This window comes from Bifidobacterium margollesii, from assembly GCF_002860355.1.
Taxonomy (GTDB): domain Bacteria; phylum Actinomycetota; class Actinomycetes; order Actinomycetales; family Bifidobacteriaceae; genus Galliscardovia; species Galliscardovia margollesii.
In genome coordinates, this window is sequence record NZ_NMWU01000035.1 from 29712 (window position 1) to 46346 (window position 16635).

Annotated in this window: 14 protein-coding genes; 9 read left to right on the forward strand and 5 right to left on the reverse strand. The window is 62.2% G+C overall.

Features of this window, described 5'->3' with window-relative positions:
• The first annotated feature begins 44 nt into the window (after nucleotides 1-44).
• Nucleotides 45-1265: an alkaline phosphatase family protein gene (locus Uis1B_RS09340; protein ID WP_101617787.1), complete on the forward strand. Its 1221-nt coding sequence runs from the start codon at nucleotides 45-47 to the stop codon at nucleotides 1263-1265.
• Between the two features lie 63 nt (nucleotides 1266-1328).
• Here Uis1B_RS09340 and sepH read toward each other — a convergent pair whose 3' ends face one another.
• Nucleotides 1329-2363, reverse strand: a complete 1035-nt coding sequence (gene sepH, locus Uis1B_RS09345; protein WP_165782831.1) for a septation protein SepH — start codon at nucleotides 2361-2363, stop codon at nucleotides 1329-1331.
• Nucleotides 2364-2498: 135 nt separating this feature from the next.
• Here sepH and Uis1B_RS09350 point away from each other — a divergent pair, with 135 nt between their 5' ends.
• From Uis1B_RS09350 to Uis1B_RS09365, 4 genes are all read left to right on the forward strand, one after another.
• A complete protein-coding gene (locus Uis1B_RS09350) occupies nucleotides 2499-2795 on the forward strand; it encodes a DUF4193 domain-containing protein (RefSeq protein WP_101617702.1) in 297 nt (98 codons plus the stop codon).
• 1 nt (nucleotide 2796) lies between these two features.
• The gene (dut, locus tag Uis1B_RS09355; RefSeq protein ID WP_101617704.1) at nucleotides 2797-3270 is read left to right on the forward strand and encodes a dUTP diphosphatase; all 474 of its coding nucleotides are present in this window, start codon (nucleotides 2797-2799) and stop codon (nucleotides 3268-3270) included.
• A gap of 149 nt (nucleotides 3271-3419) precedes the next feature.
• Nucleotides 3420-5756 (forward strand): RelA/SpoT family protein, encoded by a 2337-nt coding sequence (locus Uis1B_RS09360; RefSeq protein ID WP_101617706.1) that lies wholly within the window; start codon nucleotides 3420-3422, stop codon nucleotides 5754-5756.
• A 346-nt stretch (nucleotides 5757-6102) separates the two neighbouring features.
• Nucleotides 6103-7050, forward strand: a complete 948-nt coding sequence (locus Uis1B_RS09365) for an aldo/keto reductase (protein WP_165782832.1) — start codon at nucleotides 6103-6105, stop codon at nucleotides 7048-7050.
• 135 nt (nucleotides 7051-7185) lie between these two features.
• Here the strand turns inward: Uis1B_RS09365 and Uis1B_RS09370 are convergent, their stop codons facing one another.
• Nucleotides 7186-8604, reverse strand: coding sequence for a DUF349 domain-containing protein (locus Uis1B_RS09370; protein WP_101617710.1), 1419 nt, complete (start codon nucleotides 8602-8604; stop codon nucleotides 7186-7188).
• 88 nt (nucleotides 8605-8692) lie between these two features.
• Here Uis1B_RS09370 and hisS point away from each other — a divergent pair, with 88 nt between their 5' ends.
• Nucleotides 8693-10072 carry a histidine--tRNA ligase gene (hisS, locus tag Uis1B_RS09375; RefSeq protein ID WP_101617712.1) on the forward strand — a complete coding sequence of 460 codons (1380 nt, stop codon included), beginning with the start codon at nucleotides 8693-8695 and terminating at the stop codon, nucleotides 10070-10072.
• Between the two features lie 64 nt (nucleotides 10073-10136).
• Entirely contained in the window at nucleotides 10137-11939 is a 1803-nt protein-coding gene (aspS, locus tag Uis1B_RS09380; RefSeq protein ID WP_101617714.1) for an aspartate--tRNA ligase, read from the forward strand.
• A 172-nt stretch (nucleotides 11940-12111) separates the two neighbouring features.
• Here aspS and Uis1B_RS09385 read toward each other — a convergent pair whose 3' ends face one another.
• From Uis1B_RS09385 to Uis1B_RS09395, 3 genes are read right to left on the reverse strand one after another with little or no spacing between them, the layout of a single operon-like run.
• Nucleotides 12112-12915, reverse strand: a complete 804-nt coding sequence (locus Uis1B_RS09385) for an ABC transporter ATP-binding protein (protein ID WP_207763412.1) — start codon at nucleotides 12913-12915, stop codon at nucleotides 12112-12114.
• On the reverse strand, nucleotides 12912-13718 hold the full coding sequence (locus Uis1B_RS09390) for an ABC transporter permease (RefSeq protein ID WP_101617716.1): 807 nt from the start codon (nucleotides 13716-13718) through the stop codon (nucleotides 12912-12914). Before Uis1B_RS09390 ends, Uis1B_RS09385 begins: the two co-directional genes overlap by 4 nt.
• A gap of 2 nt (nucleotides 13719-13720) precedes the next feature.
• On the reverse strand, nucleotides 13721-14728 hold the full coding sequence (locus Uis1B_RS09395; protein WP_165782833.1) for an ABC transporter substrate-binding protein: 1008 nt from the start codon (nucleotides 14726-14728) through the stop codon (nucleotides 13721-13723).
• Between the two features lie 234 nt (nucleotides 14729-14962).
• Here Uis1B_RS09395 and Uis1B_RS09400 point away from each other — a divergent pair, with 234 nt between their 5' ends.
• Nucleotides 14963-15733: an amino acid ABC transporter ATP-binding protein gene (locus Uis1B_RS09400; RefSeq protein WP_423734886.1), complete on the forward strand. Its 771-nt coding sequence runs from the start codon at nucleotides 14963-14965 to the stop codon at nucleotides 15731-15733.
• A 70-nt stretch (nucleotides 15734-15803) separates the two neighbouring features.
• Nucleotides 15804-16634 (forward strand): glutamate ABC transporter substrate-binding protein, encoded by an 831-nt coding sequence (locus Uis1B_RS09405; protein ID WP_423734887.1) that lies wholly within the window; start codon nucleotides 15804-15806, stop codon nucleotides 16632-16634.
• Nucleotide 16635: the final 1 nt, after the last annotated feature.

The following is a 16635-nucleotide window of genomic DNA, read 5'->3' on the forward strand; positions in this document are numbered from 1 at the left end:
GTTGCGTCACGGATTCGACTCGTCCCGGTGGTTGAATGGGAATCATGAGTGTTGAAGTGCCGGATTCCGAAGAACTGCTGCGGCTGCAATCCTTGGTGACCTATGACGCGCCGAACGGGCAGGGTCGCGGAGGCGTCCGACATCTCAGCTGCGTGCTGCCCGCGCTTTCCGCGGCCATCGGGCATCCGGTGCCCACCGCGATGCATGCGGATCCGGAGCGGCTGCGCGAGACACTGGGTCTGCCGACGGCGTCGAGCGCCATTGTGGTGATGGTCGATGGTCTGGGATTCTGGAATCTGGCGATGCGTCGCGGACATGCCCCGTATCTGCGCTCGCTGATCGACGAATCCGTGAACATGCATCCGATATCCACCTGCTATCCGAGCACCACCGTGGCGGCGATGAGCACGTTCGGCACGGGCACCTGTCCGGGACTCACCGGCATGACCGGATACACGCAGCTCAACACCGAAACCGGGCAGATGAGCCAGCTCATCCAGTTCAAGGAGGCGATCGCCCCCGAGCGGTTGCAGACCCAGCCGACGGTGTTCGAGCGGCTGCGGGATCAGGGTGTGAGGGTCACGTCTTCCGGACTGCCCAAGTTCGCGGCCTCGCCGTTGACGAGGGCGGCGTTCCGCGGGGCCGACTATGTGTCCAACGTACTGCCGAATGATCGGGTGATGGCCGCCTGCGATGCGGCAAGAACCCCGGGACTGACCTACCTGTACATTCGTGACGCCGATAAGACCGGACACAACTACGGTTGGAATTCGGACAAATGGATCGGGGCCTTCGAGCGCATCGATGCCCAGCTGGCCGCCGTTCGCCGCAATGCGCCGAAGGGCACGCTGATCGTCGTCACCGCCGATCATGGCATGATCGCCACCGATCCGGATCGCCGCATCGACATCGCGGCGGAGCCTCGGCTGGCTCAGGGCGTCGCCGCGGTCGGCGGCGAGCCTCGTGCGGTGATGCTCTATGCGCAGCCGGGGGAGGACCCGGAAGACATCGTCGAGCGCTGGCGGGATCGGCTGGGGGATCACGCCCTGGTGCGTACGCGACGACAGGCCATCGACGAGGGGGCTTACGGACAGGTGGAGCCGCGGGTGGAGCCGATGATCGGGGACGTGCTCGTCAGTGCGGCCGGCAGAACCACCATCGTGGATTCACGCATCCAGTCCGACAAGGCCACGAGACTGCCGTCGGTGCATGGCTCCCAGACGATGGTGGAGATGGACGTGCCGCTGCTGATCGACATGGCCTAGGGGAGGCTCCTGTTTGTTCTTTCGGTCGGCGTGCTATTCGCAGGCCCGCCGATCGCAGACGTGCTATTCGCCGAACAGGATCTCGTCCCAGCTGGGGACGGCGGAACGGCGGGTCTTCCTGTGCTTGTCGTCATGCTGCCGATCATTGCCGTCGGCCGGACCTTCCTTCGACGGGGACCCGGGCCGGTCGGTTTTGACCAGCGGCTCGGGATCGGGGTGCTGGGTGCCGGACGGACGACCCTTCGAACCGTACAGCCAATCGGCGTTCGGATGGGTTCGATCGTGTCCGTCGTCGGTGGCGGCCGGATTTCCCGTTGCACCATCCACGGGTGTTCCGCCGTCCGCTTCGCGGGCGGAATCCGTATTCGGACCCGTGGAATCGCCCGGAATGTCCATATTCTGGACTCCTGAAGGGGAAAACTGTGAAGCGGGTTCGGAGGTCGGGGTTGCGGCGTTCGAAATCATGGGGAACGGACCGAATTTGTTCTCCAGGAAATCGTCGTCGCCCATCAGCGTGGAGGCCTTGAGCAGCTTGGACGAGAGCGAGTTGAGCGGGGTCACCGAGTTGTCCCGCATATCCCACGCCCACTCCGCCTTGAGCATGCGTCCCGCGGCGGTGAACGAGGCATGGATGTGCCAGGGGTCGCGTCCGTGACGGGTGGCCTTCCATTGCAGGGAATCGGAGGTGAGTCGCGCGGAGGCCAGGGACGATTCGATCATGTCCGACACGTCCCGCCCTCGTGAGGCGCCCGGAGCGCGCGCCGAAAGAAACTGCTCGATGGCGTATTTTTTCTCGGTTTCCACGGGGCGTGCGAATCGACGCACCAGCACTTCGCTGACGTCGTACTGCTCCGACACCTCCTTGGTGGAGAACCCGGCTCGAATAAGCGATTGGATGGTCGAGATCGGGATCGTCGCGCTGGCCTGCGGGTCGGGAGCGCCTTCGTTCTCCTCGCGGATCTGACGGCTTTCGAGGATGCCCTGCTCCAGTCGATCGTCGACTCGCACGACGAACCGGCGGCCATCCGCGCTGAAGACCAGATCACCGCTTGAACTGACGTGCTCGAAATGCGCTACTTTGAGCGTTTCGTTCGACATACAGGCACCCGACTTCCTAAAAAGTTCACTGATACTTCTATTGTGCCCTACGTGTCGAATTTTGCGGGTATTTGAAATCGTGTATCCTATGGCGCAGAACAACGACATCACGGTCATGAGAAAGGGGCTCACCAAATGGCTCAGGATTACGATTCTCCGAGAAGCAAGGACGAGGACGAGGAGTCCATCGAGGCGCTGGGCAACAGCTCCCGGCAGAATCAGAACAGCGACATCGACGACGACGAGAACGCCATCGCCGAGGACTATGAGCTGCCGGGTGCCGATCTGAGCAACGAGGACTCGTCCGTCACCGTCATTCCGATGCAGGGAGACGAATTCGTCTGCTCGGAATGCTTCCTGGTGAAGCATCGCAGCCAGCTGGCCTACACCACGGCCGATGGTGATCCGGTGTGCGAGGAGTGCGCTGGCTGATATGGCGTACGACGAGGCATACGACGGTCCCGAGAACGTCGAGGTTCTGGTCCGGTCGCTGACCGGGGATCCGGTGGATCTGCACTACGCCCACGCCGGTGATGCCGGTGCCGATCTGCGCACCGCCATCGACGTGGTCCTCAAACCCTTCGAGAGGGCTCTGGTTCCCACCGGCGTGGCCATCGCACTGCCGCATGGCTATGTCGGATTGGTTCATCCGCGTTCGGGGCTGGCCGTCAAGCAGGGGGTCACCGTGCTCAACGCGCCGGGAACCATCGACGCAGGGTACCGGGGTGAGATCAAGGTTCCGCTGATCAATCTCGATCCGAGGAACACCGTCGAGTTCCATGTGGGTGACCGCATCGCCCAGCTGGTGATCCAACGATACGTCGAGGCGCGGTTCGTCGAGGCCGAACGGCTTCCCGGCTCCGATAGGGCCGAACGGGGATTCGGATCCACCGGGGTGGCGGACTGAGTCCGTTCCCTCGCGCATCCGGGGTTCCGGGGGAAGAAGCCGGTCCCCGGTCTTCAGGGGTAGAACATGCATGGCGCAACGCCGATGCGGATTCGCTGGCCCTACAATGGGCAACACGATCCGGTAGCGGTGCAGGAGAGGAGAACATCATGGCTGAACGTGAACACGGAGATGGCAAGCCGCAGGACATCTCCGCGCATATGCTCGGCTGCGAGATCAGTACCGATCCGCTGAACCCGTTGCAGCCCATCTGGCAGATGTGCGAGTTCCATCATCCCGACGAGGATCTTTCCATACTGCAGCGAGCCTATGATCGGGCTGTCACTCAGCATGCGCCGCAGCGGCGCAAGTCCGGGGAGCCGTACATCATTCATCCTTTGGCTGTGGCGCAGATTCTGGCTGATCTGGGCATGGGGCCGCTGGTGGTGGCGGCCGGCCTGCTGCATGATACCGTGGAGGACACCGACTACACGCTTGAGCAGTGCCGCAAGGAGTTCGGCGATACCGTTACCGGTCTGGTCGATGGCGTCACCAAGCTTTCCAAGATGGACTACGGCGATTCGGCGCAGGCCGAGACCATCCGCAAGATGGTGGTGGCCATGAGCCGCGACGTCCGTGTGCTGGTGGTCAAGCTCGCCGACCGTGTGCATAATGCCCGCACCTGGCGCTATGTGAAGACCCCGAGCGCCCAACGCAAGGCCAGGGAGACTCTCGACGTGTATGCGCCTCTGGCGAACAGGCTCGGCATGAACGCCATCAAGACCGAGCTGGAGGAGCTGAGCTTCAAGGTGCTCTATCCGAAGATCTACAACGAGATCGTGGTGCTGGTCGCGCGTCGGGCCGGACAGCGCGAGGTGTATCTCAAGCAGATCCTCGAAGAGGTCAATGCCGACCTGAAGAAGCAGAACGTCAAGGCCTATGTGACCGGACGGCCGAAGGACTATTTCTCGATCTATCAGAAGATGATCGTGCGAGGTCACGATTTCGAGAACATCTACGATCTGGTGGGCGTGCGCATCATCGTCGATTCGATCCGTGACTGCTATGCGGCCTTGGGCGCCGTTCACGCACGATGGAATCCGGTGCCGGGGCGGTTCAAGGACTACATCGCCATGCCGAAGCTCAACATGTATCAGTCGTTGCATACGACGGTCGTCGGTCCGGGCGGCAAGCCGGTGGAAATCCAGATCCGCACATGGGATATGCATCGTCGTGCCGAATTCGGCATCGCCGCGCATTGGAAGTACAAGGAGAACGGTCAGGCAGGCAGGGCCTTGAACTCTCCGGACAAGTCCGACCGGCAGCGTGAGCAGGGCGAGGAATATCGAGAGCTTTCCGAAGCCGACAATCTCAAGTGGATCCAGCAGCTGGCCGATTGGACCAGCGAGACCCCGGATTCCGATGAGTTCCTTGGCTCCCTCAAGCAGGATCTCGGTTCCGCCGAAGTGTATGTGTTCACGCCGAAGGGGAAGATCGTTTCGCTGCCGGCGGAGGCCACGCCGGTCGATTTCGCGTATGCGGTGCACACCGAGGTCGGTCACCGTACGATGGGCGCGCGCGTCAATGGACGTCTGGTGCCGCTTGACACCAAGCTTGACAACGGCGACACCGTGGAGATCCTCACTTCGAAATCCGATACGGCTGGTCCTTCCCGGGACTGGCTGAGCTTCGTGAAGAGCCCGAAGGCCCGCAACAAGATCCGTCAGTGGTTCAGCAAGGAGCGTCGTAGCGAGGCCATTGAGGAGGGGCGCGACGAACTGACGCGCGCGATGCGCAAGCGCAACATGCCCATCGCCACGCTGCTCACCCCGGAAGCTCTGATAGGCGTGGCTGAGGAGCTCAACTATCCCGATCCGAACGCCGTGTTCGCGGCGATCGGCGAGGGGCAGGTCTCCACGCAGAACGTGATATCCCGTCTGGTCAAGGACGTCGGTCCCGCCGAGGTGGACGACGAGGTGGAGCAGGAGGCTCTGCCGTTGCAGCGGGTGCGCAACGTGGACGCCGCGCCGGGAGTCGCGGTCAAGGGCGTGGACAACATTTGGGTCAAGCTTGCCAAATGCTGCATGCCGGTTCCCGGGGATGCGATCGTGGGCTTCATCACCCGTACGCAGGGTGTGTCGGTGCATCGAGCCGACTGCCAGAATCTGCTTGATCTGAAGAAGCATCAGAGCGACCGCATCGTGGACGTCTCGTGGACGAACGCGAACGGCACGTTCCTGGTCAAGATCCAGGTCGAGGCGCTTGACAGGCCTCATCTGCTGTCGGACGTGACGAAGATGTTGTCGGATCACGGGGTGAACATCATCTCCGGTTCCATCGCCACCGGCGAGGATCGTGTGGCCACCAGCCAGTTCGTCTTCGAGATGGCTGACCCACAGCACCTGACCACGCTGCTGGCCGCGGTTCGCAAGATCGACGGCGTATTCGACTGCTATCGCATCACCGGCGCCAAGGATTCGGCCGAGCCCAAGCTGCGGCACATGTAGGACGGGCATCGATCGATACGCCGGATGATCGACGTGCTTTGGGTGTGGTGTTTCGCTATGCTTCGATCAGATGTTGAGAATGCAGGTGATTGTGGTTGGCGGGTTCGTCGTATTGGCCGTTCTTCGGAATAGGTGGTAAATTGGTTTTACCAAAGATTCAACGATGAAGCGAACTGAGAATTAAGCAGGCATCATTGTATTTCTGCGGCCAATGCATGCAGTGGTTGTGCATTGGCCATGCCGAAGATGGGCCAAGGTTTTCTTGTTGCCGTCATCGTTGGATGAGGGATCGATCAATGCTGATCCGATCGAATACATCGCAGATGATAACAAAGGAGTTACTCACATGGAAACCAGGAAGCTCGGCAACACCGGTCTTGAAGTCCCGATCCTCAGCGTCGGCGGCGCCCCGCTCGGCGGCGAGTACGGCGAGGTCAACCAGGATCTCGTCAACGAGACCATCCAGGTGGCCTTCGAGAACGGCATGAACCTCATCGACACGTCGCCGTGGTACGGCCGCACCCAGTCCGAGAAGAACATCGGCGTAGGCCTCAAGGGCATCGACCGCTCCTCCTACATCATCACCACCAAGTGCGGCCGCTACGAGCCCGGCAAGTGGGACTTCTCCACCGAGCGCATCAAGCGCAGCGTTCCGGAGAGCATGGAGCGCCTCGGCCTCGACTACATCGACGTCATGCAATGCCATGACATCGAGTGCGGGGATTTGAGACAGATTCTTGATGAGGCTCTGCCGGTGCTGCGCGACTACAAGGCCCAGGGCATGATCGGCTTCATCGGCGTGACCGGCTACGATCTCGACCTGCTGGAGAAGGTGGCCGTCGAGGAGGATCTCGACACGGTGATGACGTACTGCCATTATGATCTGCAGAACCGCGGCCTGCTGTCGGTGTCGAAGCGCCTGGCCGAGAAGGGCATCGGCGTGTTCAGCGACTCCCCGCTTTCCATGGGCGCGCTCACCGCCAAGGGTGCTCCGGAATGGCATCCGGCGGATTCTGAATTCCTTGAGCGAGTCAAGGAATCGGTGAAACTGTGCCGGGAATCCGGCACCACGCTGGAGAGCATGGCCGTGCGCTTCTCGGTGAACAATCCGGAGGACAGCGGCATCTCCACCACCGTGGTCGGATGCGGCAAGCCGCAGGATGTGCTGCGCAACATTCCCGAGATCGGCGTGCAGCCCGATCCCGACCTGCTCAGGAGAATCGAGGAGATATTCGGCGATTGGATCGATAGGGACTATGAGCGTCTCGGCCCGGAATACAGCAAATTCGACTGATTATGGTTCAGTGCACTTGGATTGGTGTCTTTGTCGATCAACCGTATCATTGAGATGAACGATCACGAGCGATAAATGTGGGGCTTACGCCATGACGTAAGCCCCACATTCTCAGAATAGAATATCGATTGCCGACTACTTGATGGCGTTCAGCCACTGCTCCTTGGTGGCCTTTTCGGCTTCGAGCGCGGCCTTCTTCTTCGGATCGGTTTCGGCGGCGATCCTCTCGGCGAGCTCGGCGAGCTGCGCGTCCAGCTGACGCTCGAAGTCGGACTTGCGGGCATCGGTCTCCGGATCGGACTTCGTCCATTCGGCGTCCTCGACGGCCTTGATCTGCTTCTCCACGTCATCCAGACGGCTTTCGATGCGATGCACATCACCGCGCGGCACGTATCCGATCTGATCCCACTCGTCCTGAATCTTGCTCAGTGCCTGACGGGCCTCCTTGGCGGCCTTCACATCCTTGACGGGCAGCAGCGCCTCCGCCTTCTTGAGCAGCTCCTCCTTCTTGGCGAGATTTTCCTTCTCGTTGGAGCTGATCTGATCACGATCGGCCTGACGAGCATTGAAGAACGTGTCGGCGGCCTCGCGGAATTTCGCCCACAGCGCATCATCGTCATTGCGACCGGCGCGCCCCGCCTGCTTCCAACGGTCCATCAGCTCGTTGAACTTGCGGGAGGTGTCACCCCAATCGGTGGAGTCCTTGATCTCTTCGGCCTCCTTGATGATCGCCTCCTTGAGTCCCTTGGCCTGGGCGCGCTCGGCGTCCCGGTTCTGGGCCCACTTGCGGCGGGACTGGTTGAACGTGGTGCGGGCGGCGGAGAACCGCTTCCACAGAGCATCGGCCTGGGGCTTGTCGATGCGCACGCTGTTGCGCTGATGGGCCTGCCACTCGTCGAACAGCTCACGGAACTTGTCGGCGGTGGAACGCCAGTTCGTCTTGTCGCCCAGCGATGCGGCCAGCGCCTCGGCCTTCTCGACGATCACGGTACGTTCGGCCACGGCCTTGGCCACGGCCTCCTTACGGGCCGCCACCAGCTGCTCCTTCTTGGCCTCGCCCGCGGCCTTGAGGGATTCGAGCTGAGCCTTCAGCGCGGCGATGTCGCCCACCACGGCCGGGCTGGCGGTCTCCTGCTCCAGCAGCTTGATCGACTCGTCGATCTCATGGGCCTTGATGTTGGCGGAGTTCAGACGCGAGGCCAGGAAATCGAGCTTGGCCTTCAGATCGAGATAACGGGTGGCATACAGACGCAGCGCGCCGCTCTTGTCGGCTTCAGCGAACTGTCCCACCTCGCGTTCGCCCTCGCCCTCCTTGACGAACACGGTGCCGTCCTCGGCAACACGACCGAAGGCCTCCGCACCGGCGAGATCCTCTTCGGAATAGCTGCTCTTGGGGGCGGCGGCCTTGGCCGGCCTCTTGGCGAACGCCGCCGGCGACGGGGCGTGGGGCTTCGGTGTCGGAACGGGCTTTGGCGTGGATGCGGTCTGAGCCGTGCTCGTGACCTCGGTTGCCGTGGTTTCGTTCTCGGGTGTGGTTGCAGTCTCGTCCGACATGGCCTGCTCCTTATGTAGTGCGTAAGAGAGAGGGAAAAAATCGAAAATGGCACGGTTTTTTCCACAACAAGACTTATTATATGGACTCGTGGCAAAAGGCGCATCATTATCAGGTTTCCCGGAGTGGCTTCCCGAAGAACGGGTCGTCGAGCAGCAGGCTATCGACACGCTCCGCAGGATTTTCGAACTCAACGGATTCCTCGGCATCGAGACTCGTGCCGTGGAGCAAGGCTCTTCCCTGCTGAAGAAGGGCGAAACCAGCAAGGAGATCTACCTGCTGTCCCGTCTGCAGGAGGTGGGACAGGAGAACGACACTCCGGTGGAGGATCGTCTCGGACTGCACTTCGACCTCACCGTGCCGCTGAGCCGGTATGTGGTGGAGCACTCCGGCGACGTGGCGTTCCCGTTCAAGCGCTGGCAGATCCAGAAGGTGTGGCGAGGGGAGCGGCCGCAGGAAGGCCGGTTCCGCGAATTCATCCAGGCTGATATCGACGTCGTGGGCAACGGCGAGCTGCCCGAGCACTATGAGGTGGAGCTGCCTCTGGTCATGGTCTCCGCGCTGGAGGCGCTGCGGGCCTTCGGTCTGCCGAAGGCCACGGTCCACGCGAACAACCGCAAGCTTTCCGAGGGATTCTATCGTGGCCTCGGCCTGACCGACATCGAAGGCGTGCTGCGGGAGATCGACAAGCTCGACAAGATCGGTGCCGACGAGGTCACCAAGCTGCTGGTGTCCGAATGCGGCGCCAGCGAGCAGCAGGCGTCCGCGTGCCTCGATCTGGCGTCCATGAGCGCGGCGACCGGCGCCGAACTCGCCGAACGGTTCGACGCGCTGTGCGCCCGGTATGGCATCGCCAAGGAGAGCGACGCCTACGGACTGGCCTCGCAGGGCCTGAACACGCTGGCGATGATCGTGGACGAATCCGCGCGCATCCGTCCCGGCGCGGTGATCGCGGATCTCAAGATCGCCCGTGGACTGGACTATTACACCGGTTCCGTCTACGAGACGTTCCTCGATGGCGCTGCCTCGCTGGGTTCCATCTGCTCCGGCGGTCGCTACGACAATCTCGCCACTCAGGGCAAGAGGAAGTACCCCGGCGTGGGCCTGTCGATCGGCCTGTCGCGATTGGTGTCGTACATGCTGCACACCGCCGGCGCCAAGGCCAGTCGCCAGTCGCCCGCCGCCGTGCTCGTGGCCGTGTGGAACGAGGACGGTCGCATGCAGGCCAACCGCATCGCCGCATCCCTGCGCGAGCGGGGCATCGCCACCGATGTGGCGCCCACCGCGGCCAAGCTGGGCAAGCAGATCAAGTATGCGGACAAGCTCGGCATCCCCTACGTGTGGTTCCCCGGTCAGGAGGGTGAGGGCGACGAGGTGAAGAACATCGTCACCGGAGACCAGACCCCCGCCGATGCCACGTCGTGGGAGCCGGATACCGTGTATGCACGGCAGACCGTGGTCGTCGAGTAGTTCTGCGACTGAAAAGACCGAAAACCGACCGAAGAAATAGACCGAAGCAAAAGGAAGAGAACAGATGAGCCAGACGGCTTTCAGAACACATCATGCCACCGAGGTGACCGAGGCCCTGGTGGGCCAGAAGGTCACGCTTGCCGGTTGGGTTGATCGTCGCCGCGATCACGGTGGCGTCGCCTTCATCGATCTGCGAGACAACACCGGTCTCGTGCAGATCGTGATCTACGACGAGGAGGTCGCCCGCCCGCTGCGCAGCGAATTCGTGATTCAGGTCACCGGTGAGGTTCGTCTGCGTCCGGAAGGCAACGAGAACGATCATCTCGCCACCGGTCGGATCGAGGTCGTGGTGGAGGATCTCAAGGTGCTGGCCAAGGCCGACGCGCTGCCGTTCCAGGTGTCCACCGCGCTGGAGAACGAATCCGAGAACAAGCTCCCCGGCGAGGATGTGCGACTCAAGTACCGTTACCTCGATCTGCGTCGTCCGTCCATGCAGCGCAATCTCAAGCTGCGTTCCGACATGACCCGCGCCGCCCGTCACGCGCTTGAGGAGATGGACTTCACCGAGGTCGAGACCCCGACGTTCATCAAGTCCACCCCGGAGGGCGCACGCGACTTCGTGGTGCCGGCCCGATTGGTGCCCGGCTCCTGGTACGCCCTGCCGCAGTCGCCCCAGCTGCTCAAGCAGCTGCTCATGGTCTCCGGCGTCGAACGCTACTACCAGCTTGCCCGCTGCTACCGTGACGAGGACTTCCGCGCGGATCGCCAGCCGGAATTCACCCAGCTTGACATGGAGATGGCCTTCGTTGATCAGGAGGACGTGATGGCCATGGCCGAGAAGGTCATCGCCGCCATCTGGAAGGCCGCCGGCTACGAGGTGCAGCTGCCGCTGCCGCGCATCAGCTGGCAGGACGCTATGGACAAGTACGGTTCCGACAAGCCGGATCTGCGGTTCGGCAATCCGCTCGTCGACCTCACCGAATACTTCAGGAACACCCCCTTCCGTGTGTTCCAGGCCCCGTATGTGGGCGCCGTCGTCTACTCCGGTGCCGCCGATCTGCCCCGTCGTCAGTTCGACGCCTGGCAGGATTGGGCGCGCCAGCGAGGCGCCAAGGGTCTGGCCTACGTGCAGTTCGAGGCCGACGGCACCCTCAAGGGTCCCGTCGCCAAGAACCTTTCCGAGGAGGAGCGCAACGGCCTGATGGAGGCCACCGGTGCCAAGCCGGGAGACGCCGTGTTCTTCGCCGCCGGGCACAAGGAAAGCTCCCAGCTGCTGCTGGGTGCCGTGCGAGTGGAGATCGCCGATCGTCAGGGTCTGCTCAAGCCCGATGACTTCGCCTTCACCTGGGTCGTCGACTTCCCGCTGTTTAAGCCCACCGACGATCCCGATGACGATGACGTCGCCGTCGGCCACTCCAAGTGGACCTCCATGCATCACCCCTTCACCATGCCGAGCGCCGATTGGATCGACAGGTTCGACAAGGATCCCGAGCATGCCATGTCCGATTCCTACGACATCGTCTGCAACGGCGAGGAGATGGGCGGTGGTTCCGTGCGTATCCACCGCGATGACATTCAGGATCGCGTGCTCAACGTTCTGGGCATCGACCCCGAAGAGGCCAAGGAGAAGTTCGGCTTCCTGCTCGATGCCTTCAAGTTCGGCGCTCCGCCGCACGCCGGCATCGCCCTCGGCTGGGATCGTACCGTGTCGATCCTCGCCGGTGCCGACTCCATCCGCGACGTCATCGCCTTCCCGAAGGCCGGTGGCGGCCGTGATCCGCTGACCGGAGCCCCGGCTCCGATCTCGGACGAGCAGCGCGCCGAAACCGGTGTGGACTACGATCCCGAAGAGGACGAGCAGCACTAGACGAACGCTCGAAAGGACGGGCGATGAATCCCGTCCGGTGCGAGGATCGATAACTCGATCAACATATGGGAAGACCTCCACGATCCGAACCGTGGAGGTCTTCCCATATCTCATGCCGCCGCCGTCGTCCGTCTCTCCGGCGGCGCTATCGGCTCCATCGGCGTGTCACCCCTCACTCCTCATGGATCAGATCCCAGATATGCTGCACGTACGACTGGAACCGTTCGGTGGCGATCATCTCCTGGGTGCGCGGACGCGGTAGATCGATGGCGATGTCCTCTCGCAGACGACCAGGTCGGGGAGTGAGCACCACCACGCGGTCGGCGGTGAATACGGCTTCCTCGATATCGTGGGTCACCATCATCACCGTCATGCGATTCGCCTCCCATACCTGGGTGAGCAGAATCTGCATCTCCTGACGGGTCAGTGCGTCCAGTGCCCCGAACGGTTCGTCCATGAGCAGCACCGACGGCCGGTACGACAGCGATCTCGCCAACGCCAAACGCTGCTTCATGCCTCCGGAGAGTTCGTTCGGATAGGCGTGCTCAAAGCCGGCGAGCTTCACATCGGCCAGATGCTTCCGAGCGATATCCATCCGCTCGGATTTCGACAGTCCGTCCTCTCCTCGCAAGGCGAATTCCACGTTGTCCTGACAGCTCAGCCATGGCAGCAGCGCCGGCTGCTGGAAGACGATGCCTCGATCGCGGCCGGGCCCATCGATCGGCCGCCCGGAGGCCAGCACCGATCCCTGCGTGGGTTCCAGCAGACCGCCGATGATCGACAGCAGCGTGCTCTTGCCGCATCCCGAGGCACCCACCACGGCCACGAACTCGTTCTCGTGGAAATCCAGATCGATGTGCTGCAGCACGTTCAACGAGCCGAACGACATCGATACGTCCCGCACGCTGATGCGAGGAGCATCGATGCCCGCCTTGCGGTCGTCGGATGCGCCGATCCGTGACGTACCATCGCTCATGGTCTTGCCTCCCAACGTTTGAAGGCGCGCTTGCCGATGGCTCGCATCACCTGATCGAAGAACAGTCCGAGAATGCCCAGCACCACCACGTAGCCGATGATCACGTCGGTGGCGAAATACCGCTGCGAAACGGTGATCCGGTATCCGAGGCCCGACGTGGCGGCCACCAGTTCGGCCACCACCAGCCACGTCCACGCCCATCCGAGGCTTACGCGCAACGCATCCCAGATGCGCGGCAGCGACGAGGGGAAGACGATTCGCATGATGATCCGGGACTTCTTCATGCCCAACGTCTCGCCGAAATCGATGAGGTTCTGCGGCACCTGCATCACCGCGTCGCAAACCAGCAGCACCAGTTGGAAGAACGTACCCATCCAGATGATCAGGAACTTCTGCAGATCGTCGGTGCCGGCCCAGATGATCGTCAGCGGCACGAACGCCACGACCGGCATGTAGCGGATGAAGTCCATCAACGGTTCGATGGCGCTGAGCACCCATTCGCTGACGCCCATCATCACGCCGAGCGGAACCGCCATCACCACGGCGATCAGATACCCCACGGTGATGCGGTACACGCTGGTGCCGATGTCGCTCCACAGCACGCCCTGCGTGGCCTGATCGACCAGCGCCTGCGCCACTGCGGATGGGGAGGGCAGGAACAGCGGGTCCACCATGCCGGTTTCGGTCACCGCAGCCCACAGCGCCAGCAGCACCACGAAGGTGGCCAGCGACGCGGCGATGCGCTGGCTGCGGCGCAACGGCGCGCGCAGACGGCGCGACTTCCTTCTCTTCGCTGACGGCATGGTCACTTGGCCGCCTTCTGCGCGAATTCGGCGTTCACATAGTCGTCGGGGTTCAGGGTGCTGCTGACGATCTTGGCCTTGATCGAGGCCTTGTTCACCGCTTCGAACGTGGATTTGAAGTCGCCGGTGAGCTTGCCGGCGTTGTCCTTGGCGGTGAAGTATTTCACGCCGGCGAACGCGGTCTTGAGGTCCTCCTTCTTGGAGCCGATCGCCGTGGCGATGATCTCCTGACCTTCATCGGTGCTCTCGTTGTAGAAGGCGATGGATTGATCCCAGGCCTTGAGCAGACTGGTCAGCTGATCGGGGTGGTTCCTGATGAAGTCGTTGCGGACCACCAGCACGTCGGAGATCAGACCTTCCTTCGCGCTCGGCGTGTACACCACCTTGAGGTTCGGGTCCTTCTGCTTGGCCTCGGTGATGTATGGCTCGTAGGTCACGGCGGCGGGCACCTTGCCGGCGATCACCGCGGTTCCCGCCGAGCTGGCGCTCATCGGCACCTTCTTGATGTCGTTCACGCTCAGCCCCTGCTCCTCCAGCGCGTAGTTGAGCAGCACGTCGGAGGTGCTGCCCTCCTCGTAGGCCACGGACTGCCCCTTGAGGTCGGCCACGCTGGAGACGCTGCCGTCGGAGATGATCGCGTCGGCGGTCTCCGAGGCGTCGAGCACCATCACCACGGAGACGTCCACCTTGTTCTCCAGCATCTGCAGCGCGCTCTGCGTACCCACGTTGCCCGCCTGGATCTTGCCGGCGGCGATGGCCGCGTTCATATCGGAATCGGTGTCGAAGTTCGTGATCGTGGCGTTGACGTTCTGGTCCTTGAAGTAGCCCTTCTTCTCGGCGATGTACCAGGGGGCGTATCCCAGCCAGGGCTCCACGCCGATCGAAACCGAGGCGTTCTCGTCCTTCGAGGACGACGATGAGCTTCCGCAGCCGGCCAGGGCGGTGGCGGAGATCAGTACGGCTGTGGCTGCGGCTGCGACGGAACGGAACTTGCGGGTTAGTGCGTTCATAGATGGGTCCTTATGTTCTCTCATGATCGATGCGCTGCGTGCGCAACGGCCCTCATGATAACCGCGGTCAGGTTAATTTGGTCGGTTTGTCCGTAGGATGGTCAACCAACCAAATTAACATTCCGGATCGAAGTGTGGTGATTTCGGCGTGAAATCAAGGTGTTTCGTGCTTTTCCGCACTGTTTCGGAACGGTACGTCGAACGATTTAATGACCCTGCGGTATCATGCACCGTATGTCTGAAATGAAGATCACCACCGAGGATGCGACGCATCCGCTTGTAGAAATGACCCACGTCGAAAAGCATTTCGGCGATCTCCATGTCCTCAAGGACATCAATCTCAAGGTGGCCAAGGGCGAGGTGCTCGTCGTCGTCGGCCCATCCGGCTCCGGCAAGTCCACCATGTGCCGCACCATCAATCGTCTGGAGACCATCGACTCCGGAGACATCCGCATCGACGGCAGACCGCTGCCTCAGGAAGGCAAGGAGCTGGCCCGTCTGCGCGCCGAGGTGGGCATGGTGTTCCAGTCCTTCAACCTGTTCGCCAACAAGACCATTCTGCAGAACGTGACCCTCGCCCCGATGAGGGTTCGCCACATGTCCCAGAAGGAGGCCGAGGATCAGGCCATGGATCTCCTCCGGCGTGTGGGCGTCGACACGCAGGCGTCCAAGATGCCCAGCCAGCTTTCCGGCGGCCAGCAGCAGCGTGTGGCGATCGCCCGGGCGCTGGCCATGCAGCCGAAGGTCATGCTGTTCGACGAGCCGACCTCCGCGCTTGATCCGGAAATGGTCAACGAGGTGCTTGACGTGATGATCGAACTGGCCCATGAGGGCATGACGATGATCTGCGTGACCCACGAGATGGGATTCGCGCGCCGTGCCGCCGATCGCATCGTGTTCATGGCCGACGGTCGGATTCTGGAGCAGGCCTCGCCCGACGAGTTCTTCGACAATCCGCAGACCGAGCGGGCCAAGGACTTCCTGTCCAAGATCCTCACCCACTGACCGCTCCGGTGTCGTGCAGCAGAGCGTCATCGTCGAGGGAAGTCGAGAAGAAAGACAATCTATGAAATCAATGAGTGCAACCATGCGTCGCATGTGGCGCAGGGCCGTCGCGGTGATATGCGCGTTGGCCTGCGTGTTCGCCGTCTCCGCCTGCGGCTCGTCCGACGAGGAGGGCAAGATCCGCATCGGCATCAAGTTCGACCAGCCCGGTCTGGGCTTCAAGAAGTCGGGAACCTACGTCGGATTCGATGTGGACGTGGCACGATACGTGGCGCAGGAGCTGGGATACTCCGAAGACCAGATCATCTGGAAGGAAGCCCCCTCCAAGCAGCGTGAGGCCATGCTGCAGAACGGCGACGTGGATATGATCCTCGCCTCGTATTCCATCACCGACACGCGCAAGAACGCAGTGTCGTTCGCAGGCCCCTATTTCGTCGCCGGCCAGGATCTGCTCGTACGCCGGGACGACGACTCCATCAAAGGGCCCGAGGACCTCAACGGCAAGCGCCTGTGCTCGGTGACCGGTTCCACATCGGCCACCACCGTGAAGGAGAAATTCGCCAACGAGGTGCAGCTCATGGAACAACCCGGCTACGCCGAATGCGCCACCGCGCTGTTCTCCGGCATCGTCGACGCCGTGACCACCGACGACATCATCCTCGCCGGCCTCGCCTCGGCCTCGCGCGGCAAGCTCAAGGTGGTCGGCAAGCCGTTCACCCAGGAGTACTACGGCGTGGGCATCAAGAAGGGCAATACGGAATTCGCCCGGAAGATCAACGCCGCCATCGCGAAGATGATCAAGGACGGTTCCTGGGAGCGTGCCGTGAAGGACAACACCAAGGGCACCGGATACACGCCGAATGCCGAATACAACCCGCCGAAACCGACGGAGGGGGAGTGAC